The 25,042-nt window shown below is 58.1% G+C and carries 18 protein-coding genes; 9 read left to right on the top strand and 9 right to left on the bottom strand.

What is annotated here, in order from left to right:
- Positions 1–54 precede the first annotated feature (54 nt).
- Complete coding sequence (locus NCG89_RS12465; protein ID WP_251086872.1) at positions 55–4,890, bottom strand: NAD-glutamate dehydrogenase; 4,836 nt, start codon at positions 4,888–4,890, stop codon at positions 55–57.
- Between the two features lie 367 nt (positions 4,891–5,257).
- Here NCG89_RS12465 and NCG89_RS12460 point away from each other — a divergent pair, with 367 nt between their 5' ends.
- Together NCG89_RS12460 and NCG89_RS12455 are read left to right on the top strand one after the other, a co-directional pair.
- Positions 5,258–6,328 (top strand): efflux RND transporter periplasmic adaptor subunit, encoded by a 1,071-nt coding sequence (locus NCG89_RS12460; RefSeq protein WP_251086871.1) that lies wholly within the window; start codon positions 5,258–5,260, stop codon positions 6,326–6,328.
- Between the two features lies 1 nt (position 6,329).
- On the top strand, positions 6,330–9,452 hold the full coding sequence (locus NCG89_RS12455; protein ID WP_251086870.1) for an efflux RND transporter permease subunit: 3,123 nt from the start codon (positions 6,330–6,332) through the stop codon (positions 9,450–9,452).
- Positions 9,453–9,714: 262 nt separating this feature from the next.
- Here NCG89_RS12455 and NCG89_RS12450 read toward each other — a convergent pair whose 3' ends face one another.
- From NCG89_RS12450 to NCG89_RS12440, 3 genes are all read right to left on the bottom strand, one after another.
- A complete protein-coding gene (locus tag NCG89_RS12450; RefSeq protein ID WP_251086869.1) occupies positions 9,715–10,422 on the bottom strand; it encodes a copper resistance protein B in 708 nt (235 codons plus the stop codon).
- On the bottom strand, positions 10,419–12,323 hold the full coding sequence (locus NCG89_RS12445) for a copper resistance system multicopper oxidase (protein ID WP_251086868.1): 1,905 nt from the start codon (positions 12,321–12,323) through the stop codon (positions 10,419–10,421). The genes NCG89_RS12450 and NCG89_RS12445 overlap by 4 nt, the downstream gene beginning before the upstream one ends.
- A 61-nt stretch (positions 12,324–12,384) precedes the next feature.
- The gene (locus NCG89_RS12440) at positions 12,385–12,816 is read right to left on the bottom strand and encodes a hypothetical protein (RefSeq protein WP_251086867.1); all 432 of its coding nucleotides are present in this window, start codon (positions 12,814–12,816) and stop codon (positions 12,385–12,387) included.
- A gap of 172 nt (positions 12,817–12,988) precedes the next feature.
- On the opposite strand from NCG89_RS12440, the gene NCG89_RS12435 reads away from it, so the two are divergent.
- The 3 genes from NCG89_RS12435 (at position 12,989) to efp (ending at position 15,559) form a co-directional block, all read left to right on the top strand.
- Positions 12,989–13,708 (top strand): MauE/DoxX family redox-associated membrane protein, encoded by a 720-nt coding sequence (locus NCG89_RS12435; protein ID WP_251086866.1) that lies wholly within the window; start codon positions 12,989–12,991, stop codon positions 13,706–13,708.
- 84 nt (positions 13,709–13,792) lie between these two features.
- Entirely contained in the window at positions 13,793–14,935 is a 1,143-nt protein-coding gene (gene earP / locus NCG89_RS12430; RefSeq protein WP_251086865.1) for an elongation factor P maturation arginine rhamnosyltransferase EarP, read from the top strand.
- A 51-nt stretch (positions 14,936–14,986) separates the two neighbouring features.
- Entirely contained in the window at positions 14,987–15,559 is a 573-nt protein-coding gene (gene efp, locus NCG89_RS12425; RefSeq protein WP_251086864.1) for an elongation factor P, read from the top strand.
- Between the two features lie 113 nt (positions 15,560–15,672).
- Here efp and NCG89_RS12420 read toward each other — a convergent pair whose 3' ends face one another.
- The 3 genes from NCG89_RS12420 to NCG89_RS12410 all read right to left on the bottom strand — a co-directional run bounded on the left by NCG89_RS12420 (position 15,673) and on the right by NCG89_RS12410 (position 19,797).
- Positions 15,673–18,606, bottom strand: a complete 2,934-nt coding sequence (locus tag NCG89_RS12420; RefSeq protein ID WP_251086863.1) for a hypothetical protein — start codon at positions 18,604–18,606, stop codon at positions 15,673–15,675.
- A gap of 354 nt (positions 18,607–18,960) precedes the next feature.
- On the bottom strand, positions 18,961–19,293 hold the full coding sequence (locus NCG89_RS12415; protein WP_251086862.1) for a PA4575 family protein: 333 nt from the start codon (positions 19,291–19,293) through the stop codon (positions 18,961–18,963).
- A 138-nt stretch (positions 19,294–19,431) separates the two neighbouring features.
- Complete coding sequence (locus tag NCG89_RS12410; protein ID WP_251086861.1) at positions 19,432–19,797, bottom strand: hypothetical protein; 366 nt, start codon at positions 19,795–19,797, stop codon at positions 19,432–19,434.
- A gap of 395 nt (positions 19,798–20,192) precedes the next feature.
- Between NCG89_RS12410 and NCG89_RS12405 the strand changes: the two genes are divergently transcribed.
- The 3 genes from NCG89_RS12405 (at position 20,193) to NCG89_RS12395 (ending at position 22,778) form a co-directional block, all read left to right on the top strand.
- Positions 20,193–21,038: an alpha/beta hydrolase gene (locus NCG89_RS12405; protein ID WP_251086860.1), complete on the top strand. Its 846-nt coding sequence runs from the start codon at positions 20,193–20,195 to the stop codon at positions 21,036–21,038.
- Between the two features lie 217 nt (positions 21,039–21,255).
- Complete coding sequence (locus NCG89_RS12400; RefSeq protein ID WP_251086859.1) at positions 21,256–21,717, top strand: hypothetical protein; 462 nt, start codon at positions 21,256–21,258, stop codon at positions 21,715–21,717.
- Positions 21,714–22,778: a S1C family serine protease gene (locus NCG89_RS12395; RefSeq protein WP_251086858.1), complete on the top strand. Its 1,065-nt coding sequence runs from the start codon at positions 21,714–21,716 to the stop codon at positions 22,776–22,778. The genes NCG89_RS12400 and NCG89_RS12395 overlap by 4 nt, the downstream gene beginning before the upstream one ends.
- A 13-nt stretch (positions 22,779–22,791) precedes the next feature.
- On the opposite strand, the gene NCG89_RS12390 is transcribed toward NCG89_RS12395, so the two are convergent.
- On the bottom strand, positions 22,792–23,634 hold the full coding sequence (locus NCG89_RS12390) for a tetratricopeptide repeat protein (RefSeq protein WP_251086857.1): 843 nt from the start codon (positions 23,632–23,634) through the stop codon (positions 22,792–22,794).
- An 83-nt stretch (positions 23,635–23,717) separates the two neighbouring features.
- Positions 23,718–24,062 (bottom strand): DNRLRE domain-containing protein, encoded by a 345-nt coding sequence (locus NCG89_RS12385; RefSeq protein WP_251086856.1) that lies wholly within the window; start codon positions 24,060–24,062, stop codon positions 23,718–23,720.
- Between the two features lie 235 nt (positions 24,063–24,297).
- Here NCG89_RS12385 and NCG89_RS12380 point away from each other — a divergent pair, with 235 nt between their 5' ends.
- On the top strand, positions 24,298–24,792 hold the full coding sequence (locus NCG89_RS12380; protein ID WP_251086855.1) for a TIGR00645 family protein: 495 nt from the start codon (positions 24,298–24,300) through the stop codon (positions 24,790–24,792).
- Positions 24,793–25,042: the final 250 nt, after the last annotated feature.

Here is a 25,042-nt window from a genome sequence, read left to right as displayed (position 1 = left end):
CGCCACCGCAGCACCCAAATGCGATGGCGAGGTGCGTCTTACCGTCATCCCTTACTACCCTGCCTTGGCAGCGGAGAGATTGGCCAGGGACGCCTCCACCAGATCCTGCAGCTCCCGTTCAATGACCGTAAATACCGACAAATCCTGGGTGGCGGTGGCGCGCAGAGAATTGGTCATGCTGAGGTAGCGCTCAATGCGCTGGCGGTTGGCGTCACGCCACTGGCTGAGAATATCCGCATTACAATGATCCGAATGTTGCTGCAGGCCAACAATCAACTTGCGCAATAGGATTTCCAGGTTATCGACATAGGACTCCCGGGCCAGGTCCTGCCACCGGCTATCGGGCTGCCATTCAATCAGTCTCTCCAGAATCCAATCCAAAGACAGGCTATCCACCACACTGAACAACAGCGCCGTCATCGACTCGGCATCGCAGTCGCTGTTTTTCGCGGCATCAATGGCGCCGGGCAGTAGAAAATAAGCGTCGAAAGCAGCAATGCGGCTGGCAAGATCGTCAGGGACTTTTGCCTGGGTCCACTGGGCCACCTGCAGGCGCCACAGCGCGCCCAGACCTTTGCCCTGAATTTCAGTAATCTTTGGCATCACCCGTTCAAAGTCGGGCTTCATCCGGCTGACAGACTGCTGGGGTGAAAAGTCGTGTTTGTTGCGCAGAAACCAGCGAGTGCTGCGCCGACCCAGCCGCATGATCTGATGAAACAGCTCGTACTGCACCGCTGAATCAACCTGGTAGTCCAGCCCCTCGACCTCACGCCACAGCGCGCCAAGATCAAACAGCTCCATCACCGTAACAAAAGCCATCGCGGTTTGCGCGGCGCTGGCTCCCACCGAAATATTCTGTCGCAGACTGTAAGAGAAGCCCATCATATTGACCATGTCATTGGCCAGCTGGGTCGCGATAATCTCCTTGGCCAGGCGGTGACCGCGAATATCGTTGCCGTAGGTTTTATGCAAGGCCGCGGGAAAGGCGTTGAATACCCGCTTGGCCACCCAGTCGTCGGCGCTCAGATCGGCTTCCAGCAACTGCTCCTTGAGCTCGACCTTGGCATAGGACACCAACACGGCCAGCTCCGGCCGGGTCCAGCTTTTGCCCTCGCCGTGGAGGTCCTTGATCGTGTCGTTATCCGGCAGGTATTCCAATGCCCGCTGCAAGCGACCGCTCTCTTCGAGGTGCTCGAGAAACCGCAGATAATCATAGTGATGCTTGCGACGGCGGAACTGGGCCAGACTGATTGCCAGGGTCTGACTGCTGTTGTTTTCCAGTACCAGCTCACCGACCGCATCGGTCATATTGGCCAGCAGTTTATTGCGCTGCTTGGCGGTCAGATCCTGACTTTCTACCTTGGTGTTGAGCAGAATTTTGATATTCACTTCATGGTCGGAACAGTCTACGCCGGCGGCATTGTCGACAAAGTCAGTATTGCAGATACCGCCGTGACGACAGTATTCCATCCGCCCCAGTTGGGTCAGGCCCAGGTTGCCACCCTCGCCAACTACCCGGCAGCGCAGGTCCCTGCCGTTAACCCGCAGCGCGTCGTTGCTGCGGTCGCCCACGTCACTGTTACTCTCACTGCTGGCCTTAACATAGGTGCCAATGCCGCCATTCCAGATCAGGTCGACCTCGGCCTTCAACAGCAGCTTAATCAACTCGTTTGGTGCCAGAGATTTGTGTTTACAATCCAGCAGTTTGCGCATGGCAGCGCTGAGGGGAATCTGCTTGGCACTGCGCTCAAACACACCGCCCCCTTTGGAAATCAAATCCGCATTGTAGTCGGCCCAGCTGGAGCGGGGCTGGTCAAACAGGCGCTTGCGCTCTTGCCATGCGGCCTCCGGGTCAGGTGTGGGATCGATAAAAATGTGCTGATGATTAAATGCGCCGACTAACTTGATATGCCGGGACAACAGCATGCCATTCCCAAACACGTCGCCGGCCATATCACCGATACCAACAACAGTGAAATCCTCCTCCTGAACATTCATGCCCAATTCGCGGAAGTGTCGCTGCACCGCCACCCAGGCACCCCGGGCGGTGATGCCCATGGCCTTGTGGTCGTAACCATTGCTGCCGCCAGAGGCAAAGGCATCCCCGAGCCAGAACTGATGCTGGGCAGCAATTTCATTGGCGGTGTCTGAGAAGGTGGCGGTGCCCTTGTCCGCTGCCACTACCAGATAGGGATCTTCGTCGTCCCGGCAAACCACCCCTTCAGGGCGCACAACCTTGTTCCCCACCCGGTTGTCGGTAATGTCCAAAAGACTGCCGATAAACAGGCGGTAACAGGCAATGCCCTCCGCCTGCAGTTCTTCCCGGGTGGCAAAGGATGCCGCCCGCCGGGCCACAAACCCGCCCTTGGCGCCAGTGGGCACAATCACCGCATTTTTTACCTGCTGGGCTTTGACCAGACCGAGAATTTCAGTGCGGAAGTCTTCCAGGCGGTCTGACCAGCGAATGCCGCCCCGGGCCACTTTGCCACCCCGCAAATGCACCCCTTCCACCCGGGGTGAGAACACGTAAATCTCAAATTCCGGCCGGGGTTCTGGCGCAAAGTCGAGCTTGCGGGTGTTGATTTTCAGGGCAATGCATTCGCGATAATTCCCGGCCTCGTCAGTCTGAAAATAGTTGGTGCGCAGGGTGGCATCGATGGCGGCCAGGTATTGCCGCAGCACCTGGTCCTCGTTGAGGTTTTGCACCTGATCGAGCCCATCAAGAATCCGCTGGCGGATTTTCTCAACCCGGTCGCCAGACTGTTTGGTCTCTCCCCGGCGCGGGTCAAACAGGCAACGGAACAGCGCCATTAAATCCCGACAGATTTCCACGTGGGCACACAGCACCGAGGCAACAAACTCCATGCTGAACAGGGAGCCGAGCTGTTTCAGGTAGCGGGCATAGGCGCGGATCAATGCCACCGCGCGCCAATCCAAGCGGGCACCAAATACCAGCCGGTTAAAGGTGTCGTTCTCGGCCTGCCCTCGCCAGATGGCCCGCAGCGCGTCCTGATAGGTTTCGCCCACTACCTCGATATTCGGCGCCATCCCCGAGCCGAGTTCGTGTTCCAGTGAAAAGTCGTGCATCCAGATATCGCTTTCACCCTGGGGGCTGATATGGAAGGGATGTTCCACCAGCACCCGGGAGCCCATGTTTTCCAGCACTGGCATCACATCGGACAACTGCAGCGACTCTTCCCGCTGAAACAGTTTGAGGCGCAGCCGCTTGTGGTCGGCACCCACCTCCTGAAACAGGCTGATGCTGATATCGCTGCGATCCCGCAACTGCTGGCACAACTCCATATCGTTTACCCCCAACATGGGGGTGAAGCGATCCTGATAAGCACTGGGGAAAGCTTGCCGATAGCGATGGGCCAACTGGCGGCCGCGCTCCTCGCCAAAGCGCTCCACACATATCTCGCCAAAGCGCTGCCGCCAGTCCCGGGTGAGCTCGCGAATCTCGTCTTCCAGGGCCTCGCGATCGAGCGTCTTAACGCCCCGCCCCGACACCCGGTAAATCAAATGGACCCGGGCCAGCACCGACTCGGCCATAAACTGGGTGGTGATATCGCAGTCGCTGCTTTGCAGGGCGCTGCCCAACACCTGTTCTATCTGGCTCTCCAGGCGCACCGCCTCACGGGGAAGGTAAACAATGCAGCTGACAAACTTCTCAAAGGCATCCACGCGAACAAACAAGCGCACCGCGCGGCGCTCGTAGATTTTCCAGATGCCCAGCAGGGTTTCCAGCAGCTCCTCATTGGTCGCCTGAATCATCTCATCCCGGGGATGGCGCTCTATGATCGCTTTAAAGGTTTTGCCGTTATGGCTGGCGTTGTCTAACTGGGAATGGGCTTCGAGCCATTGGGATTTGGCGCGGAGCAGCGGAATGCGGTCGATGCTCTGGAAATACATCCCCGAGGTGTACAGCCCGAGCACCCGGGTTTCGCCAATCACCGCGCCGTCAGTGCCATAGCGTTTGATAATGATGTAGTCGGCATACACCGCCCGGTGGACGGTCGACTTCTGGGCGGTTTTGGTAAACGCCAGGGCCGGCGCGGCGTGATAGAAATGCACAAAGCCGTCACCCAAGGCCGTGAGCAGTGCCGGCTCCAGGGGGGCACGCTTTTTCATCAAGCCAAGACGGGCGGCACCATCTTCGCTGATGATTGTGCCGCTCGAGCCCTCCTCCAGATTGAACGCCGCCATGCCCAAAAAGGTGAAGTTGCCATCGCGCAGCCAGCGCAGAAAGGCCACCTCCTCGGCGTGGTCATCGCCCAGACCCGCCACCTGTTCAATGCAGGTATCGAGGCGCTCCAGCATGGGTTGAAAGTCGCCCACAGTAAGCCCCACGTCGGTGAGGGAATCGCCGAGCACCCGGGCAATATCGGCGAGCTGGTCGGCATCGCTGCAGCGGTCGATCATGACGTAGCCAATGCTTTCCCGCTCGGCACCATCGCGTTGCTTACCGCCACAGGCCACCAGCTCACCGCTGTCGTCCCGCTCCGACCACAGTACCGAGCTTTCAAACAGGTAAATATTGATTCCCACTCGGTTCAAGGCCATGCGCAGTGAATCGACCAGGAAGGGCATATCGCGATGGCAGTAGTAGATCACGCTGTGCTTGCTCGACCAGCCGTCCCGCTCCACATTGGGGTTGAATACCCTCAGCAGCGGCTGGTCGTCAGCGCGACGACTGACGAAACGAAACAGGCCGTGAAGTACCCCAAAATTCGCCTCGGCTTCCCAGCCCAGCTGGTCATCATCCGGATGTACATGGACGACCTGTTCGACAAAGCGCTGGAAGGTTTCGGCGTCGCCTTTGGCTAACTGGGTCTCGCTGATGCGCCGAATACGTTTGATCAATTGCTGGCGGATACTCAAGGTTGTCATCGTTGCCCTACCGTCACTGCTGGTTGCCAAAATGGTGGTTGCCGGAAGCGATCCGCATGGTCAAGACCAGCACAGCGGCCGGCCCAGTCATCGCCCAAACAATCCAAAGTGTAGTTGAAGGAAATGACATTATTGTCGTTTCTGTCCCCATTCCTCGGCCGCTCATCTGTTTCACATTGTCTTGTCGGCGCCACCTTACGCCATCGCCGCACCGGACGCCTTCGGCCCGGTAAACTGGCTGGGACCTGCACACTGTGTCAGCATAGAAACAGCCCGGTTCCGTGCCGGAGGCTCCTTTACCCCCGACAATATCCGTTATGCTGTTGCCTACGTATCCGCCTCAACCCCTGTAAATCAGAGTTTCTCTATGACCCTCACAGTTTGGCAGCGCGGCCTCATTGCGACCGCACTCCTTGTCTCGACAGCCTCCGCCACCGCTGGCGACCCCGTTCCGGTAACCGCGGTCCAGCCGGAAAAAGCCCAGCTCGGTGAGACCCTGCGCTTGTCGGGTTCAGTCACCGCACTGCGCCGCGCAGCCCTGTCGGCCAGAGTCGACGGTCTGGTAAAAGACATTCTGGTTGAACCGGGCGCCGCCGTAACCCAGGGCCAGGCCCTCCTGCGCCAGGACGCCGCACTCGCCCAGCTCGACCACCAGCAAGCGCTGGCCGCCCGGGACGAAGCGGCGGCCGCCCAGCGCGAAGCCAGCCGTTTGTTGCGAGAAGCCGAGCGGCTGCGCGCTGACAACCACATTTCTGAAAATGAAGTGAATATTCGCCGGGCAAGTCTGGCCCAGGCCGACGCTGCCCTGGCCGCCGGCCAGGCCCGGGCCAACCTGACCAAAGAAGTGGTGGCGCGCCACGACCTGCTGGCGCCCTTTGATGGGGTCATCAGCCAACGCTTGGTGGACAGCGGCGAATGGCTCAGCCGGGGCAGCCCGGCCTTTGAGCTGGTATCGCTAGACCCGGTGCTGGTCGACGTGAGTGTGCCCCAAGAGCGCTACGCGGATATCCGCCCAGACACCGCCGTTCGCTTGTGCCCGGATACCCGTCCGGGCCAATGCTTGCCGGGCAAGGTGGCAGCCATCATTCCGCTGGGAGACAGCAGCGCCCGGGCCTTTCGTGTGCGACTGGCGGCCACCGGTGACAACGACGGGCTGCTGCCCGGCAGCTCTGCCGCCGTCGAGTTCACTCTGGGCGACACCGGCACGCCCCAGCTGGTGATTTCCCGCGATGCTTTGCTGCGCCACCCGGATGGCCGCTACAGCGTCTTTGTTGCCAACAACGGCACCGCCAGCCGCCGCAACGTCACTTTAGGCAGGGAATCGGCCGGCAAGGTCATTGTCCGCACCGGCCTGGCCGAGGGCGACCGGGTCATCGTGCGCGGCAACGAGCTGCTCAGCGAAGGCCAGGCCATTTCCATCACCAACGGGGCCGACTGAGATGCTGGAGTCCAGTGTTCGTCGCGGCACCCTGCTGGCAGTGATTGTGCTCATCGTCTGCGTGCTCGGTATTGCCGCGGCCTTTCGCATTCCGGTGCAGATGATCCCTGATTTGAGCGTGCGCACCATTACCGTTATTACCGGCTGGGCCGGGGCCACGCCCCAGGATGTGGAAAGTGAAATTCTGATCGAGCAGGAACGCTATCTGCGCACCCTGCCCAACCTGCAGCGGATGGAGTCGCTGGCGGAAACCGGCCGCGCCACCGTGGAGCTGGAATTCCCCTTTGGCGTGGACGTTAACGAAGCCCTGATTCGGGTTTCCAACGCCCTGAGCCAGGTGCCTAACTACCCGGAGAATGTGGATCAACCGCTGCTGATCAGCAGCTCATTTTCAGAAAACGCCTTTATGTATTTCAACATTCTGCCCAAGCCGGGAAATCCGTTGGGGCTGGATATCGACATGATTGGCGACTTTGTGGAGGACGATGTACGCCCGCGCATGGAGCGGGTCACCGGCGTGTCCCAGATTGAGGTGCGAGGCAGCACCGAGCGCCAGGTGAAGGTGCTGATCGACCCGGCCAAGCTGGCCCAGCGGGGCCTGACCCTGGTGGAGGTGCGCGACGCCATTCGCAACCGCAATCGGGACGTGTCTGGCGGCGACATCAACGATGGTAAACGGCGCTACCTGTTGCGCATGATCGGTCGCTTTCGCGACCTGTCCAGCTTGGAGAATATGATTGTCGCCCGCCGTAGCGGCAGCGATATATTGCTGAGCGACATCGCGCAAATCAGCATGGATCACTTTGAAGTGCGAGATGTGGCCTTTGTGGATGGCCGCCGCGCCATCAACCTGGCTGTGCGCCGGGAAGCGGGCTCCAACGTCATCCAGATCAAGCACGATATGCTAGAGACCGTGGCCGAAATGCGCCGGGACCTGCTCGACCCTAACGGCCTCGACATGGTGCTGCTGGGTGACGATGTTCGCTATGTGCAGGACTCGGTGCGCAATGTGGTGACCAACTTGAGTCTGGGCGCCTTACTGGCCACCTTGATTCTCTACGTCTTTCTGCGCTCGGCCCGGGCCACCCTGATCGGCCTCATGGGTATTCCCGTGTGCACCATTGCCGCCTTTCTCGGCTTAATGCTGTTTGACCGCACCATCAATGTGATCTCCCTGGCCGGGATTGCCTTTGCCATTGGTATGACCCTGGACAACACCATCGTGGTGCTGGAAAGCATCGAAAAAGCCAGGCGCCGAGGTCTGGACCGCATTGAAGGTGCCATCGCCGGCGTGAAGGAGGTGTGGCCCGCCGTGCTGGCCTCCAGCATGACCACGGTACTGGTGTTCGCGCCGGTGTTGTTCGTGCAGGAAGAGGCCGGGCAAATTTACTCCGACATTGCCATTGCCATTTCCAGCGCCATCATTGCCTCCATGTTGCTGGCGGTGCTGGTGGTCCCCGCCGCCTGCGCCCGCCTCGGGCGGGCAAGCTCCACCCTGGGCGATGAGCAGGACGACAACCCGCTGCTGCGCAGTGTGGCCTGGCTCACCGACGCGCCCGTACGGCGGCGCGGCTGCATCGCGGTCACCCTGATCCTTACCCTTGGCGCCGCCTGGTGGTTGCTGCCCCCCGCGGAGTACCTGCCCGAGGGGGAAGAGCCCAAGGCCTTTACCTCGATGATCGCGCCCCCCGGTTATAATCTGGAAGAAATGCAAAACATTGCCGACGATGTGCAGCAGCACCTGCTTGCGGCGGTGGATGCCGATCCCAATGCCTATCACCAGGGCGATGCGGTACTGCCCTCGCTTAAGTACTACCTGATGCGGGTATCGGCTTCTGGCCTCCGGGTCATTAGCGAGCCCACTGACACCGACGACATCCACGATATGATGCGCGCGCTGACCGACTTGTTTAGCCAGTACCCCGGCATGCGTGCCTTCTCCGGCCGGGGGTCGATCATCTCCAGCAGCCAGGGCGGCACCCGGGCGGTGAACCTGGATATTGCCGGCCCCGAATTGGAAGGGCTATACCGCACCGCGGCCCATGCCTTCAGCCGAGCCGAAGACTTGTTTGCCAACCCCCAGCTCGATTCCCGGCCCGCGTCCCTCAGCCTCGACCAACCGTTAGTGGAAGTGCAACCTCGATGGCACCGTATGTCGGAAACCGGCTTTAACAGCCAGGACTTCGGCTACGCCGTATCAGCACTGAGTGACGGCGCCTTTGTCGATGAATTTTTTGTCGACGACGACAAGGTCGACATCTTTCTCTACAGCGCTGCTGGGCGCGACCAGAAGCTTGATGCATTGGCGCTGCAACCAGTACTAACCCCTAACGGTCAGATACTGCCGCTAAATGCCCTAGCTGACATCACGCAAACCGTCGATAGCGATACCCTGCGACGGGTGAACGGCCGACGCACAGTGACGCTGCTGATTATCCCGCCCCGGGACGTCGCGCTGGAAACCGCCGTCGCCAAGGTCCGCAATGAAATGCTGCCCGCCATGCAGGCGGCGGGGGAAGTCGACCCGGAGGTGAGCATGACCATCTCCGGCGCCGCCGACCAGCTCGATGCGACCCAGGCCTCGTTGAGCCAGAACTTTATCGTCGCGGTGCTGCTCATCTATCTCTTGCTGGTAGCCATCTTTACCCACTGGGGCTATCCCTTGATTATTCTTGCCACCGTGCCCCTGGGCATTGCTGGCGGTATTGTCGGGCTGGTCACCATTAATGGCTTTGGCAGCGTGCTGGGCGGTTTTCATCAGCCTTTCGACATGATCACCATGTTAGGTTTCGTTATTTTGCTGGGGACCGTGGTCAACAACCCCATCCTGATTGTTGACCACGCCCGAGTGGGACTGGCCCGGGGCAAAGACACTGCAACTGCCGTTCGCGAGGCGGTCGCCGCCAGGCTACGCCCGATTTTGATGTCGACCTTCACCACCATTTTCGGTTTGGCCCCGCTGGTGTTTATTCCCGGCTCGGGTACCGAACTGTATCGGGGCGTGGGCATTGTGGTGCTGACCGGCATCCTGATATCAACCGCGATTACCCTGACGTTTTTGCCCTGCCTGTTGGTCAGCGTGCTGCAGTGGCGCGACCGCAAACACGCTGAACCACAATGCTAGTGTCCTGTCCGGTAAGTTCGTTGTCTATCAGCGTGCCAGCCAAGGCTCGTGGCAAGGCGCGACTTGCAGGCAATGGCCGTAGCCCTTGTCAAAAGGCGCAACGCAGCCAGGAGCATTGGCTGGCGCGCCCTCTGGGAGCCTACAGGATACGCTGTAACAGCGTTGCGACCCTTGGAAATACAACCAGTATTCCCTGCGGATCGCGCCTTGTTACAACGTATCCTGTAGGCTCTGATGTACAACGAACTTACCGGACAGGACACTAGAACCACATGCGCAGGCCCACTACGAACTGCAGGTCTTCGATGTCGTCGCCTTCGGCGGCGGCAAGGTCGGCGCTGTTGCCGTAGCGTTTTTGCCAGTTCAGCCCGATGTAGGGCGCAAACTCCCGGCGCATTTCATAGCGCAGCCGCAGCCCCGCCTGAACATCGGCCAGACCCGAACCGACACCGGTGTCCGGGTCATTGTGACCGTAGACATTAAGCTCCACTTCCGGGCTGAGAATGAGCCGTTGGGTCAGCAACATCTCGTACTCGCTGACCAGACGCAGCGCGGTGCGTCCGGACTCGCCCACAAACAACGAGGCCTCCACTTCAAACTGGTAGGGTGCCAGCCCTTGCAGGGTAAGCACCGCCCAGTTGCGGTCGGGCTCGGGTTTGATATCACGCCTAGCGCCAACCTGCAGATTCCAGAATGGGGTAACTGCCCGGCTGTAGAGCGCTTGTAATTCCAGCTCTTCGTAGTCGCCGTCGACCCGCTCGCTGTCGACTTTCAGCCACAGCTTGTTCAGGTCGTGGCCAGCCCACAGCTGACCTTCGAAGGCAACCGGATCATCGCCTTCAGTTTGCCGCAGCTCCAGTTGATCAACCTTACCCATCACCAGAAAGGGATCATCGTTGCCGCCGGCATACACCTGAGTGGCCCAAAGCAGCAACGCCGGCAGCACAACATAGCGATAGAAATGTTTCATACCCCACGCCCTCCCTGCTCTACCCTCACCTCTCGCATCATGCCGGGCATGTGGTACATCAGGTGGCAGTGATAGGCCCAGCGACCCAGCGCATCTGCGGTGACCAGGTAACTGATCTTGGTACCCGGCTGCACCAGCAAGGTGTGTTTGCGGGGAATCGCGGCGGGGTCGCCGGTCTCCAGCTCACTCCACAGGCCATGCAGGTGAATGGGGTGGGTCATCATGGTGTCGTTAACCAGAGTGATCCGCACCCGCTCGCCATAGGTCAGTCGTATGGGCTCGGCATCGGCAAAGCGGATACCATCTAACGACCACATATAGCGCGCCATATTGCCCGTCAGGTGAATCTGAATTTCGCGTTCGGGATCGCGCCGGTCCAGAGTGGGATACAAGTTGCGAATATCGCCATAGCGCAGCACTTTGCGACCGTATCGTTGGGCATGGTCTCGCAAACCCACCCCCGGATCATGCAGCCCGCTTTGGGGCGCCTCAGCGCGCATATCCACCTGGGGGCCAAACTCGCTTGGTGCGTGATGTATTTCGGCGCGGCTACCAAACCCGGCGGGACCCGGCTTGTCACTCACCGAGCTGGCATGCATGCCGTGCCGGCGGTGATCCATGCCCTTCATCGAATGCTTGCCATGATCCATGCCAGTCATCGAGTGATGCATACCGCCCATATTATGGCCGCTGTGATCGCCGCCGCTGGCAGCGTGCTGGGAGTGATTCCCATGACCCGCTGCCGATCCACCGTGGTCCATGCCCGCCATCGCCGCCATGCCCATATCGCCATGACTCAACAGTGGCCGGTAGTCCATGTCAGGAATTTCCGCCGTTAACGATGGGTCCGGTGTCAGGGTGCCTCGAGCATAGCCGCTGCGGTCCATGCTTTGGGCAAACACGGTGTAGGCCTGGTCACCGCTGGGCTCGACCACCACGTCGTAAGTCTCAGCCACGCCGATCCGAAACTCATCCACTGACACCGGCTCGATGTTCTGGCCGTCACTGGCCACCACCGTCATTTTCAAACCGGGAATGCGAATATCAAACAGAGTCATTGCCGCGCCGTTGATAAACCGCAGCCGCACCTTTTCGCCCCGCTTAAACACCCCAGTCCAGCCGCTATCCGGTGTTTCGCCGTTCATCAAAAAGGTATAGGTGTAGCCGGTTACATCGGCAATATCGCTTTGCTTCATGCGCATGGCATTCCACATCTGCCGCTCATTCCAGGTACGCGCCACCCCTTTCTCTTTGATGTCGCGCCACAGGTCAGCCACTGTGCGTTCCTGAAAGTTGTAGTAGTGGCTCATCTTTTTAAGCTTGGCGTAAACATCGCCGGGGTCTTCATCAGTCCAGTCGGAGAGAAGCACTACATAATCCCGGTCGTAGGCGACCGGATCGGGGTCTTTCGGCTCAATCACAATCGCGCCGTAGAGCCCGGTCTGTTCTTGCCAGCCCGAATGGGAGTGGTACCAGTAGGTCCCGTTTTGATTAACCTCGAATTGGTATTCGTAGGTTTCGCCGGGGGCAATACCCCTAAAACTCAACCCCGGCACACCGTCCATGTTGCTGGGCAAAATCATCCCGTGCCAGTGAATGGAGCTATCGTGAGCGAGGTGGTTTGTCACCCTCAGGGTGACCCGCTCCCCCTCCTTCCAACGCAATATCGGTGCCGGCACACTGCCATTAACCGCCGTGGCGCTGCGATCGGCACCCGTAAAATTCACTGGCAGGTAGCCAATGGATAAGTCGAATTGATTGCCGCTAAGCACCGGGGGCAGGGCCTTGGCTTGCGCTTTGGGACTGGTCAGGCTCAACCCCAGGCCCGCAAGAGCGAGCCCAGCACTTGCCCCAGTAACAAATCGGCGCCGCGAAAGTCGCGGAAACGCAGGTGTGTTCACGTGAAAATCCTCATTTTTAACCTAACGGTTCTGCGCAAAGCGCAGAGGGACTGATCCTGTGTCAGGCCAAAATGGGAGGACGAAAACGGTTCTGGGAGATGACTCGAGGAGCAGGGACAAACACCGCAAACTGCGGCTGATGGGACAAATACAAACTAACGGATGCGGGCACCACGGCAAGACTGGAATGGCAATGCCCCACACAGCATTGGCACTCCACCTGGCAGCACTCCTCACTACCCGGCGCGCCTTTCCCGGCCTGATGATCCGCGGGCGATTCGGTATCGCAGTGAGAAGCCATCTCAACTTGAATATCGGCCACCATCAACTGGTGATCGGCACCATCATGCAGGGCGAGGCCAGCGCTATGGGGAGCGTCATCAGCGCGATGCTGAGCATGGGAAGTGCCGTGCATTGCCGCCGACCACGCCACACCCACCTGTAACCCCAGGAAGATCAGCAGAACAAAAGTGGCAATGCGGCGACGTTTCATAGTTCAGATTGTAAAAAAACCACGGCCAGTTTGACAATCGCTCGGAAGAAAGCGTGCCGGGTTTCACCGCGACATCGACCTCAGTGAACCTTGCAGCACGGATATTTGTCAAAAGGCCTGTTACAACATCAAAGGAATCGACAGACACCCAGCAAACGAGAGGAGAAAGGAAATGCCAACCGCCGTTCTCTACCGCATGCAAACCGACTCACATATCTGTCCATTTGGTATCAAATCCAAGGATTTGCTGAAGCGCAAAGGCTACACCATCGAAGACCACCCCCTCAAAAACCGTGAGGAAACAGAGGCCTTCAAATCCAAACACGATGTCAGTACGACGCCGCAAACCTTTATCGGCGATGCGCGTATTGGCGGCTACGACGCGCTGCTCGACTATTTTAATGAGTCCACCCTGAAGCAGGAGGGCTTGACCTACCAGCCGGTCATTGCCGTATTTTCCACCACCTTTGCCATGGCGCTTGCTGGCAGCTGGGCAATGGCAGGAGGCATCGCCCAGGTCATTAGTCTGTTTATCGCCTTCAGTATGTGCGTGTTGGCCATCCTCAAACTACGGGACCTCTACGCCTTCTCGAATCAATTTGTCACCTACGACCTGCTGGCCATGCGCTGGGTTCGCTACGCCTATATCTATCCCTTTGCCGAGGCCTTCGCCGGGGTGGGGATGATCGCCGGGCTGCTGCCCTCACTGGTCGGCGCCGTGGCAGTGACTATTGGCGCGATTGGTGCTGTCTCGGTTTGCAAAGCAGTATATTTCGACAAGCGGGAGCTGAAGTGCGCCTGCGTGGGCGGCGACAGCAACGTACCCCTAGGGCTGATCTCGCTCACCGAAAACCTGATGATGCTCGGCATGGGCGCGTGGATGATTTTCTAACCCACCGAGCATCCGCGCCGGTGGCTGCCGCTGATGACACAAATTCCTTATACTTCGCCGACCTGTTAATACGGTGCTTATTCAGTGGCAAGCCCCTCTTCCCCCCGCTGGGATATCTTTTGTCGGGTCGTCGATAATTTCGGCGATATTGGCGTTTGCTGGCGGCTGGCCCGGCAACTGGTCGCCGAGTACGACCTCCGTGTCACCCTGTGGGTCGACGATTTGGCCGCCTTCTCCAAAATTTGCCCGGAAGCCCGTCTGGTCAACAACCGCAGTGACTATTGCGGCGTCAACGTTGCGCACTGGCCAGAGGCCTCGTCATCCCCCTGCGCCGATGTGGTGATTGAGGCCTTCGCCTGCGAGCTTCCCGACACTTACATCAACAGCATGATCGGGAACAGCGCACCGCCCCTATGGCTGAATCTGGAATATCTCAGCGCCGAGGACTGGGTAGGTGGCTGCCATACCCTGCCATCACCGCAGCCCGGCGCACTAACGAAGTACTTTTTCTTCCCCGGCTTTAGTGAGGCAACCGGCGGACTGCTGCGAGAGGCCGACCTGCTCGAACGGCGGGACGCCTTTCAGACCAGCACAAGTGCCAGGCAAGGCTTTCTGGCTGAGCTTGGTATTACCCTCCCTAACGAGGCGTTACTGGTCTCGCTATTTTGCTATGACCAGCCTGCTCTGGACGCCTGGCTGGATACGATTGCCGCGGGTGAGCAGCCCTGTGTTTTACTCGTTCCAGACGGACATATCACCAGCGCCGTGGCCAAGTATCTGGGGGTGGCGGAACTTAAGGCCGGTCAATGTTACCCACGCGGCAACCTTCAGGTTTGTCGATTACCCTTTCTCAGCCAGGATAACTACGACCGCCTGTTGTGGAGCTGCGATCTGAACCTGGTGCGCGGTGAGGACTCCTTTGTCCGCGCCCAGTGGGCCGGGCGACCAATGCTCTGGCATATTTACCCCCAAAGCGAGGGTAGTCATCTGGTCAAGCTGCAGGCCTTTCTAACACGCTACTCAGGCGCATTACCCCAAAATACGGCGACGGCGCTAAACGACATTTTCCTCGCCTGGAATCGCGGCGAGCCGCCGCCAAATAGTGAGTGGTTACTATCGCTCGTTAACCCCGTCATTTCAGCCCATGCAGACAAGTGGTGCCTGTTACTAAGTCAGCAAAAAAATCTTGCCGAGAACCTAGTGCGTTTTTCCAGAAACTGGTTATGATGCGCAGCCACCACGCGGCTGGCATCCCTATTTCCTTTTCTGGAATCGAACATGAAAACCGCTCAAGAAATGAAAGCCAACAGCGTGATGCTGATTGATAGTCAGCCGTGGATGGTGCAAAAAGCCGAGTTCACCAAATCCGGTCGCAACAGCGCCATTGTGAAAATGAAGCTGAAGAACCTGCTCAGCGGCTCAACCACCGAAACCGTATTCAAGGCCGACGATAAAGTCGAGCCGGTCATCCTCGAACGTCTCGAAGTCACCTACTCCTACTCGATGGACGATACCTACGTATTCATGGATGAAAACTACAACCAGTATGAGCTGAACGCCGACGATATCGAGAGCGTATTGCCCTATGTGGTAGACGGGATGAGCGATGTCTGTGAGGCGGTGTTCTTCGAAGGGAAAGTCATCTCCATCGATCTGCCGACCACTATTGTTCGCCAGATTACCTACACCGAGGGTTCTGCCCGGGGTGATACCTCTGGCAAGGTCATGAAGCCCGCCAAACTCAGCAACGGCACCGAGCTGAAGGTCGCAGATTTCTGCGAGATTGACGATTGGATCGAGATCGACACCCGTAGCGGTGAGTACAAGTGCCGCGCGAAAGCGCCTGCCTGAGCACCTATTCTTTCACGCCGTTGGCTGGGGCCAATGCCCCGGCAGGCAGCAGAGATAAATCCACGTAGATTGCAAAGCCGACGCGCGGAGATTGTCCCCCGCGCGCCGCTTGGTCAGTTCACTGTGAACTGGATCGTACCACTGATCTCGCCCTCGGCGGTGTAAACACCGACGGGGGGCTCCTCTCCGTTCTCGTTGCCGGGCGAGGCCACTACCAGCTCGGAAAAGTTACCGAGCAGCATTACCGTTGACCCCTCAGCCATCGCCGGCACCGTCCAGCGACGGCCCACCGGGGTTTGCCCGTCGCGGCAATCGGCAAAATGAATACTGGGGTCGGTCATTGGCAGCACATTCACTTCCTCATTTTTCTCATTGTAGGTATGCAGCGAGAAAGTCATGTTGCTGCTCACCGGCAAGCCCGGTATCGGTTTGGCCGAACAGGCGAGATCGAGATTCAGGTCATAATCCGCTTCGGATTGGTGCTCAAAAACCCAGGCCATGATGTAGAGCGCAGCAACAGACGAGGGTGCGCAATCGGTGACCAGCTCGCCCTCGGATTCCTCCTGTTTGTAACAATGCCCCTGGTTTTCATGGCGCGTGCCAAATCCAATGGTATTGTCGCCGAGGTTCTCCACGGCGCCCCGGCTCTCGGCAATCAGGCTGAAGGTTTGCGAGTGGCAATCCTCGCCGCGCTGATCAGAGAAAACCAGATTGTCGGAATCAGACTGGTCAAAGGTAAAGGGGCGCCCGACCGACAGGGAGGCAAACTTGTCGCGTACATTGCTGGGGTTGAGCCCCTCATAGTTTGGATCCACATCACCAAAATAGGTCTCCTGGGCGATGTCCTCCGGGTTACTTTCGGTGCACTCCTCCACCGGGCTTGCGGCGTCAGTTACCACCAAGGCATTCATAAAGACGTTGCCCGCACAATCCAGTGTATTGATGGTGACATTGGCGGAAATACTGTTGTCCTCATTGCTCGTGGCGGTGAGGACAAAGGTCCCGAGTTCTTCGGTGCTGAACCGCACCCCGTTATCAGGCAGTACCGTGAGGGTGCCGCCGTCGGCGCTCCAGGTGACCGAGTCATCGTTCTCAAAGCCGGTTACTTCGGCCCGATTTTCTTCAACGTAGACCTTCTCGTCACAACTGCCCGCCAGCGTCTCCTCAATTTCCACCTTCAGATCTTCGAGCTTCACCAGCACCGTTTTCGCTCGATCACCCTGCGGATCGAGGCTCTTTGAGGTCGACTTGAGCGTCAGGCTCAGTGGATATTTCTTGAGGTCCGGGGAGGTGCTTAACGTGAGATCAAGGACATTGCCCGAGCGGCTCTTCGCCACCGCCAGGTCCGCCGACGACGTCAGCTCATGTTTTTCTGGGAATACCGAGTTGAGGATGGAGACGACCACGTCGACGGTATCCCCCGCATTCTGAACCACGACGGGGTCAGAGGAAAACGAGAACTGCTTGCGAAGATTTTCCACTTCAACGGTGTCACGTTCGTCGGCGAGGGTATTGGTATAGGACGGGAATAGCTCAGACTTAAGCTTAACTTCCAACTCGGATACGCCGATGGCAACCGGCTTGATCTTGCGGCTGGTTTCACCTTCTAACTCAAAGGCAGAGCCGCTGAGAAAGGTGGCATCGGCGTAACTACCGTCAATATTGATATTACCCCAGGTGATGGGCGGCACGATCAGCTCGCAATCCTGCGCCCGGGCTTTGCCCGTCACCCGGCTGGCCACCTCGGTGGTGCCGAACATCAAATTGGGGTCCACTGGGCTATTGGGTGCGCCCAGCGCGGCAAAGCCGGTGTCGGCAACCAATTTTGAGAAATCGTATTCTTTGCTCCGCGCTTCGATTCTGAAAAGCCAGCTCGGGTCTGAGAATTTATCGGTGTAATCCTCCTCCAGTCGCGACTTGGGAATAATGGTCACATCGGCCTTGGTAATTTCGGAAGGTAACAGCGCCGCGACCATATCCACTTCCATGCTATCGGTAATACTGGTAACCGCCATGGCCGTTGCCAATACCCCAAGCGGTGACGCATAGGCGCCCTTGCTGACCTGGCTGCCCACTGTGAACAGCGTGTTGATAGCCGAGTTCTTTGCGTTGGTCGACGCCGCGTTCGCTGCCGCATTGCGCTGTTTGGTTTGGGCCTCGTAGGAGAGCTTCATGCCCCGCGACAGGGTCTCGCCGTTGTAAATATCCACCTTGTGTTTGCTGTTATCGGCATAGGTGCCGCTGCAAGTGGCACGGGTCACACTCGGCTCAATCAATTCGGCTCTGGCGACTACCGCGGGCTCCTGCTCCACAAATATTGGGCCATCAAACTGCGCGCCAAATTCGGAGAGCAGCGCAACCAGGTCGAGCTTTTCCATGAGCTGAGCGATGAACTGCTTGTCCTCGTCAGACAGCGTTGCAAACACATCACGCTGATAGGGCAGGCTGATCTCGCTGGTGGGATCATTAAAAATCTCGTGCACATAATGGGCAGTCAGCAGAATCGGATCACTCTGCAGGTTTTCGTCAGTAATGGTATCCGGGTCATAGCCAAAGGCGGATTCAAAATTGGCCAACGCCTGCTCAAGGTTGTTGAGCATCGACAAATAGACTTCGTCGTCTGCCGCAGCCGGCAGCGACTCAACCGTAACGCTACCAAGGTCGCAGCGCGCCCCATCGAGATCGGCGGCCAATTCGGCAACCCCGCCCTGGGCAGCCCAAATGGGTGTCACCGGTAGCGCGATCAGATACCCCATGTCGCTTGGGCTGCTGGCGAGCACAACTTCGTCGCCATCAATGAGCAGGTAGGCCTGTTCCAGCTGGCCGTTGGTTTTCAGCTCAACCGGGTCACCTGCCTGAGCGGTGTCCGAGAGTAAGGTTGCGCCCTGGCAGGCGCTCGGTGAACCATCGCCTCCTCCACCACCTCCACCACCTCCACCGCCGCCACAGGCAGCCAGCAAGGCAGAAAGAAAGAGCAGTCCGCAGGAAAGCAGTGTGCGGCGGCCGGAGAATTCCAGCCCGCCAGAAAATCGCTGATTAATAGGCATACCCAACAAATCCCTGTTTACTTTATCGATTAGAAAACACCGGATTTGGTCGAAAGGCGATAATGCGGAAAAACCCAAAAAGCCCACGTGATGACCTTGTCTGGAAGCCCACTCTCTTCTCAACCAATTCCTCGCGTTAGAGCAGGATACCCATCGATCCGGCGGATTACTACACCTTTTGCGCCCCGCAGGAATCAGTGCACTAGGCGGCCCGTTGCGCCACACCAACATCCGCAGCAAGTACAATTTGCAGATTTCTGTTCAGGGGAATACCGCGTGTTCTTTAAGGCACCCGCTCAAATATCAACAAGCTTTATCGCCGTATTCTCAATGACAGCCGCCACAGGCCAAGCTTCACAACACATCTTTGGGATCAAACCGACAGTCGGGAGCATGCTGCTCCCGGGCCACTCTCACGTCGCGCACACAACGCTGGGCATCAATTCGCCAGCGTAAGAAATCGACGGCGTTTAATGTAAACCCTTGGTCTATCAGCGCCAATGCAATTGCAGAACGCGCGGCCATGGCTTGGTCACGGCTCTCATAGGGCCCCTGCAATTTTTGACGCGGACACGTCTGCGGGCCAGCCTCGGAGGCACCGGATAAGGCCACCAGGGTCCAGGTGGGATCGTTATTGGCAAGCACGTAAATCTCCACCCGCCAACCACGGTCGTTGGCAAGTAGCACCCCCTCCCCATCAGGTATGTCACTCGAATACCGCAATCTCACCGCAGCAGCCCTTTTTTGACAGTCTGAACTGCAGCTTAGCAAAGCAGCGCCAGAAGAAAACCGCCCCGATGCCGGGAGTAAAAGCTGGCAGCAGACTTACTGACGAATATCTGCGAGCTGCTGAATCAAGGGCTGCTCGGTGGAAAAGCGCCAGGCACCTTCAGCGACTAAAGAAACGGACGCCCGATAACCTCTGCCATCGCACACCGCTCGAAAAGATTTTTCCTCAGCCATATCCGGTGCTTTGTGACGGGCATTAATGAAGTATTGAATGTTGCCATCAATCTGCCGGATGGTGCCTACCGTTTTATCAAAGGTGGTATAGCGCGCAACGCCGATTTCCTTTCTGATCTCCTTCGCGCAAATCGCAAGCGCCGATTCATCTACCGATGCACCCGCGTTCACAGCCACTGCCACCAAGCTCAACAGCAGGGCCGCAACAATCTGTATTTCCCCTCTCATCTGCTCGTCTCCTAATGAACGATACCTCCCCAGCCCACCGACATTTTTTGCTGTTATGAATGTCGCTACTCCGCTAACCGCGCGCGAATGACTGGGATGAGTTTACCGACTGGAAAGGGTGTGACTTAGACGAAGATAAAGAGGTAATCATCTTTAATATAAGCATCTAGAATTTGCACGCTAACAGGGCAAGAAAGACGCCATAAAAGTAGTCAATGACGACATTGACATGAAACAAAAACCACAGGAAAAACAGTGCGTTTCGTATTTACTCACATTTTATCCCGCGGCCGAATGCAGTCGTCGCGTCATACAACGGTCATCTTTTCAGGCCATGTTGACTCACTTATAACGTGCAACGTCATACTGCAAGCAAGCTTTAGGACAGGCTGATCATGTTTAGTGCAACGAGTGGCCACATCGACTCCAAACAGGGCGGAAAGCGCTACTGGCAAAGCTGGCCCGCCCCTCAAGCCCGAGCGGCGCTGGTGGTTGTCCACGGACTGGCAGAGCACAGCGGGCGCTATGGTCGCTTGGCAAGCTGCCTTCATGCCCTGAACGTCTCCACCTTCGCGCTGGATCATCGGGGCCACGGCCGCTCCGACGGCAAGCCGGGGGCAATCGGCCAGTTTGAGCACCTCACCGACGACCTGGCCCACTTTATCGGCGAAGTGGTGACCCCATTGGGACTGCCGCTATTTCTCTTCGGGAAAAACATAGGGGGCACGCTGGCAATCGATTACCTTCTGCAGCAGCGGTGTGAGGCGACAGGGCTGATTCTGTCGGCGCCATTTATTCACGCCGACTTCCTACCGCCCGACCTGGCCCTTGTGCTTGACGGTCTCAGCACCTTTCTGCCAAACCTGCCGGGGTACAAGCTATCACCTAGCTTGCTGACCCAGGACCGGCAGGAACTACAACAATACCGCGAAGACAAGCTGATTCTGCGTGATGCGGTTCCGGTCAAGAGTATCGCCGAAATTCTCGGCGCCATGGCCGGCCTTCGTGAACACCTGCAATCCATCACCACCCCGCTGCTCCTACTCCAGGGTTTAGCCGATCCACTGGTCGGAGCAGAGTCGAGTCAGCAGCTACATGCCACCTGGAGGGCTGCAGATAAAACCTATCTTACCTATCCTGACCTGCGCCACGATTTGCTCAATGAACACCGAGAGGGGCGCGCCGCCGTCACCAAGGCCATTTGCGACTGGCTGGCCACTCGCCTGCCTGACGCCTCCTGACCGAAGACCTCGGCACCTGACCTGACTTCGGCAACCCGCCTGAATCGCCAAGTGTGGCCTCCATCACGCAAACCGAAACTGGCATCGCGCAAACCGTGACTTGCATCGCGCAAGACGGGGCTTTCATCACGCCAAGCGGGGCTATGGCAACTTGGCTGTCATCTTCCGCTGCTATGTTGAGCCACGTTTAGCCATACCCACCGGACTGCCACGCACAATGAACGCCCGTCAGACTCGATATCTCACCGCGCTGCTAGTGACCCTGGCAGGCCTCGCCGGCGGTATCCGCAGCGGACATGCCGAAGCGCCACCAGTTGAGCTGGCCCCCTACATGACCGAATTGCAACAGCTGACCCATAAGCTGTCGCTGTCTGTCGCCGCCAAAAATCCCGCCCTCGCCGAGTTTTATCTGTACGAGTCACTGCAGGTGATCAACACCATTCAGGAACAAGTGCCTGAGTACCGGGGTATAGCCGTTGCAGTTTTGCTCGATCAAATTGCCCGGCCTCACTACGACGGCCTAACCCAGGCATTGGCGCAGCCCGACACGGCGCGTTGGCAGCCGAGCGTCAACGCACTAATAGACAGTTGCAATCAATGCCACCAGGCCACACAGCACGGCTTAATCAAGATTCGTCTGAACCCCAACAACCCTTATTTGCAGGACTTTCGGCCGTGAGCAAACCTGCTGCCACATTACTCGCGGGCGCGCTGAGCCTCTTTCCCGTTGGCCAAGCGCTGGCTGCTCGCCCGATGGGAGAAGTCGCCCAAGTCCAGCCCCAGCGTCCGGCGCCGGTTGACGCGATCGTGTCGATTAGGACCTTTCAAGGTAAGTCCACCGGCGAACCCCTCCAGCCCCTGGCCGACAGCATGGGCGTGATCGTTGAGGCCGAGGGCTTCATTCTGACCAGCTACACCGGGTTGCTGAATCCCCTGTCCGATCTGCTTGCCGATACGGTGTTTGTCAAACTCAAAGGGGAAGAGCGGCGCTGGCGGCAGGCGGATATTGTCAGCATCGAGCCCACCCTTAACTTTGCGATTCTGCGGATCGAAGCCAGTAAGCCCTTACCCGCCGTTGGCTTTGTACCCGCCGACGAACTGCATACCGGCCGGGCACTGTTAAGCGCCAGCCAACGCAGTGCAAACCGCTTTCAGCGCGGTGAAATCTCCCATATGAATACCATGGAGTGCTACCAGGACAGCATGACAGCGACCATGCTCAAGGCGGATTTTGATGCACCCAGCCCGGCCCTGGGCAACCCCATCTTCTCCGGCGACGGCCGCCTGGTTGCGTTAGAGACGGGCTACCTGGCCCCCGAGACAAGCGAGACAGACCCGAGCAGTCAGGCACCCGGACACTACGTTTTACCGGCATTTCTGGCCTTTAATATTTACCACGCCGTCAAATTCAAGAAGAGTTTCAAATCACCGTGGACGGGTTTCTCGGTTAGCGCCCTGAATTCCTTTCAGCAAAAGCAGCTGCCCGTAGAACGCTATTTAACCGGCGTGGCCATTGATCGCGTGTGGGCAAACAGCCCCGCCTCGGCGCTGGGAATTCAACCCGGCGATCTTCTGCTGCGCTTTCACCACTACCCGATTGCGACGGTGGCCGACTTCCAGAAGTGGCTGTATCAATACGGCGTGGGAGCCGAGGTCAAACTGCATTTGCTGCGCGACCGGCAGCTGATCATTCTGCCTTACAAGATTGAAGAGCGACCCACCTGGGCAATCCCCAAATAAAGCGCCAAACCCCTCAATCGCCGGCCACCAGCATGCGATCTATCTGGCTGCGCAAATTACGCATGGCAGGGCTCTGCCGACGGGACGATGGCAACGCCTGCCACGCCGAAAGGCTCTCCGCCGCGAACACCCGGGCCTGCTGACCCTTGCCCTGGGCGGCGCTCAGATTCGCTCTGCGCAGCAACCATTTTGGCTGTTGTCTGGCGGTGTCGGGAATTTGCTGCCAGTAATCCTCTGCCCGTTCCCACAAGCCCTCACGCTGGGCCAGGCTGAGCGCCCGATCGATCACCGCAATATTGCCGGGAAAGCGCACCAGGGCATGATCATAACCAGCGAGGATGCGTTTGGCGCTGACACCGGCGCGGGCTTGCAGATAGGCGCGGTTGAGAAAGGTCTGGGGCGGTACCAACTCATCCAGCCGAATGGCCTTGTCGAGGACGGCAACCCCGGCGGCATAGTCTTCCCGTAAGCGACAGGTTTCAGCCAGCAGTCGCCAGCCTTTCGATGAACCGGGAACCTGCTCGAGATAGGCCTCGACATAGTGCCGCGCCTGACCGGGATCATTCAGCCCCAGCATCGCGTCAGCCTGCCAGAACAAGGCCTCAGCCAGAAGCGGGTCCAGTGCCAGGGCCTGGCGATACTGCGCCAAAGCCTGCTGCCACTGCGCCGAATCGCGCAGAATACGGCCCCGCCGCAAATACAGGCGGGCATCCCTGGGTGATTCCTCGATCCGGTGATCGATATCGTGCAGGCGCGATTCCTGATCACCGTGGGCCAGCAGCGGCCCACTGGCTACCAATGTCATTGCAACAACAAGCGCAAAGCTAACGCCGGGTTTCAATAGACAGGTCGTCATGTGGCAACCTCCTCGCTTGGTTGACAGGGAAGCCCGCGAGGCGCTGGGCTTCCCTCAGGACGGGCCGAAACCCGCAGGGAAAGTTACTGATAGGAAATCGTCAGCGTCGGCCGCTGATTCTGGGTGCCATACTCGCTTGAACGCATGTCGATACCGTTATTGGTACCGCCGGACTGGATCAACACGCCGTCGTTGACACCGCTGTCGATCCAGCGGTGTACCAGGGCAACCCCATCGGCATTGAGGTTGATGGTGTAACCGCCCTGGGAGGTGGGGCTGAAACTGCCAACCTGGTCGCCCCGGTTGGACAGGGGTTGGGCGTTATTCCAGGTTACGCCGGCTTCGTTCCACGCTCCCTGCATCTCCCAAAAACCATAGACGCTGTTAGTCTGGTTGTAAACCCGGACCGTAATACTGGCTGCGGTCACGGCTACTCCAGCAGGAACCGACGACACGTCCCGTTTGAACAAAGCACCTGCCACATAACAATGCAGCCAATTGCAGCCTGTTAGTACTTTCCCACGTGTTGGCAATTGGTGTTTAGGGTGTGCAAACGCCAGCCTTAAACGACCAAGCATTGTCATCGAAAGCGTCACAACAACTGGGTATACTTTGCGCCGCCATAATCCATCCCACCCTAACGCGCGCTATTGGAGACCCCTCGTGGAACGCTTTGTAGAAAATTTGATGTACGGTACCCGCTGGATTCTCGCACCGATTTATATCGGTCTGAGTCTGGCCCTGCTGATGCTGGGTTTGAAGTTCTTCCAGGAAGTGTTTCATTACCTGCCCATGATCTTCTCCATGAAGGAGGCAGACCTGGTGCTACTGGTCTTGTCGCTAATCGACCTGGCGCTGGTGGGCGGCCTGTTGGTGATGGTGATGTTCAGTGGCTATGAAAATTTTGTTTCTCAGCTGGATATCGACGACGGCAAAGAGAAACTGAGCTGGCTGGGCAAGGTTGACTCCGGCACCTTGAAAAACAAAGTCGCCGCATCCATCGTCGCGATTTCCTCTATCCATCTGCTTAAGGTTTTTGTGAACGCAGAGAATGTCTCGCCGACCCACCTGAAGTGGTATGTGATTATCCACCTGACCTTCGTTCTGTCCGCCTTTGCGATGGGCTATCTGGACAAAATCACCCGGCATAATCATTAAGTTCGACTATCCAGCACACCGCGCTCATCAATTAGTGTCCCCCCGGCCCTCATATCAGTGAGGGCCAATCCCTTTCTCCCGGTTACCCCTCCCAAGCAGGCGCTCACCGCAAGGCCCGGATAGGCCGGTAGTGATGCTGCCTCTACAATAGGTGTGATCGCAGCAAAACACTAACTGCACCCACAAAAAAAGGCCCGACTGCATTCGCAGCCGGGCCTTATGACAATCTTTTAAAAACAGCCTGACGGCG

The organism is Spongiibacter taiwanensis, assembly GCF_023702635.1.
Classification (GTDB): domain Bacteria; phylum Pseudomonadota; class Gammaproteobacteria; order Pseudomonadales; family Spongiibacteraceae; genus Spongiibacter; species Spongiibacter taiwanensis.
The sequence above is the reverse complement of the archived record's forward strand: the minus strand, read 5'-3'. Positions and strand labels throughout refer to the sequence as shown.

Excerpts from the sequence above, each read along its gene's own strand:
- NCG89_RS12455 (WP_251086870.1), top strand. The coding sequence starts at position 6,330 with ATGCTGGAGTCCAGTGTTCGTCGCGGCACCCTGCTGGCAGTGATTGTG.
- NCG89_RS12465 (WP_251086872.1), bottom strand. The coding sequence starts at position 4,890 with ATGACAACCTTGAGTATCCGCCAGCAATTGATCAAACGTATTCGGCGC.
- NCG89_RS12410 (WP_251086861.1), bottom strand. The coding sequence starts at position 19,797 with ATGAGAGGGGAAATACAGATTGTTGCGGCCCTGCTGTTGAGCTTGGTG.
- efp (WP_251086864.1), top strand. The coding sequence starts at position 14,987 with ATGAAAACCGCTCAAGAAATGAAAGCCAACAGCGTGATGCTGATTGAT.
- NCG89_RS12450 (WP_251086869.1), bottom strand. The coding sequence starts at position 10,422 with ATGAAACATTTCTATCGCTATGTTGTGCTGCCGGCGTTGCTGCTTTGG.
- NCG89_RS12460 (WP_251086871.1), top strand. The coding sequence starts at position 5,258 with ATGACCCTCACAGTTTGGCAGCGCGGCCTCATTGCGACCGCACTCCTT.
- NCG89_RS12440 (WP_251086867.1), bottom strand. The coding sequence starts at position 12,816 with ATGAAACGTCGCCGCATTGCCACTTTTGTTCTGCTGATCTTCCTGGGG.
- NCG89_RS12405 (WP_251086860.1), top strand. The coding sequence starts at position 20,193 with ATGTTTAGTGCAACGAGTGGCCACATCGACTCCAAACAGGGCGGAAAG.
- NCG89_RS12400 (WP_251086859.1), top strand. The coding sequence starts at position 21,256 with ATGAACGCCCGTCAGACTCGATATCTCACCGCGCTGCTAGTGACCCTG.
- NCG89_RS12435 (WP_251086866.1), top strand. The coding sequence starts at position 12,989 with ATGCCAACCGCCGTTCTCTACCGCATGCAAACCGACTCACATATCTGT.
- NCG89_RS12390 (WP_251086857.1), bottom strand. The coding sequence starts at position 23,634 with ATGACGACCTGTCTATTGAAACCCGGCGTTAGCTTTGCGCTTGTTGTT.
- NCG89_RS12420 (WP_251086863.1), bottom strand. The coding sequence starts at position 18,606 with ATGCCTATTAATCAGCGATTTTCTGGCGGGCTGGAATTCTCCGGCCGC.